Source organism: Lentzea pudingi (assembly GCF_014646255.1).
GTDB lineage: Bacteria > Actinomycetota > Actinomycetes > Mycobacteriales > Pseudonocardiaceae > Lentzea > Lentzea pudingi.
This window is the reverse complement of the sequence record NZ_BMNC01000046.1, coordinates 469-1344: the sequence shown is the minus strand read 5'-3', so window position 1 is coordinate 1344 and position 876 is coordinate 469. Positions and strand designations below refer to the sequence as shown.

At 68.5% G+C, this 876-nt stretch carries 1 protein-coding gene; it reads left to right on the top strand.

Features of this window, described 5'->3' with window-relative positions; translation table 11 throughout:
- Positions 1 to 44: 44 nt before the first annotated feature.
- The coding region (locus tag IEY88_RS44960) for an ATP-binding cassette domain-containing protein (protein ID WP_373294311.1) at positions 45 to 876 on the top strand (832 nt) is incomplete at its 3' end.

Sequence of the window (876 nt, the reverse complement as noted above, 5' to 3'; positions counted from 1 at the left end):
ACCGGATCTGCGACGCGGTCACGGTGCTCAGGGACGGTGTGAACGTGCACAGTGGTCCCCTCGAAGAACTTCCGCGCATCGAGCTCGTCTCGCTGATGCTCGGCAGGTCGGTCAAGGAGATCGAGAAACACGGCACCACGGCGTTCGGCGAGGGGCACCAGGCCGACACGCAGCCGGTGCTCGAAGCCCGCGACCTGACGAGCAAGCCGCGCATCGACGGTGTGAACGTCTCGATCCGGCCCGGTGAGGTCGTCGGCCTCGCCGGCCTGCTCGGGTCGGGCCGCACCGAGACCGCACGAGCGATCATCGGGGCGCTCCCGCTGGGCCGGGGCACGGTGCTGGTGGCGGGCAAACCGGTGCCGCACACCGTGAAGGCGTCGATGAGAGCGGGCATCAGCATGCTCGCCGAGGACCGCAAGACCGACGGGATCATCCCGAACCTGTCCGTGCGCGAGAACATCGTGCTGGCAGCGTTGCCGAGGCTCAGCCGGTTCGGCGTCACGAGCAGGTCCAGGCAGGACCGGATCGTCGACACCTTCATCAAGCGCCTGCGCATCAAGGTGTCGAGCCCCGAGCAGAAGGTCGCGGAGCTGTCCGGCGGCAACCAGCAGAAGGTGTTGCTGGCCAGGTGGTTGTGCACCGAACCCAGGATCCTGCTCCTCGACGAGCCGACGCGCGGCATCGACGTCGGCGCCAAGGCCGAGGTGCAGGCGTTGATCGACGAACTCGCCCGCGAAGGCCTGGCGGTGCTGCTGATCAGCTCCGAACTGGACGAGCTGCTCGACGGCGCGGACCGGCTCGTCGTGCTGCGGGACGGATCGGTCGCCGGCGAGCTCGAAGGAGACCAGCTCACCCGTGAACACGTGCTCGCCGCCA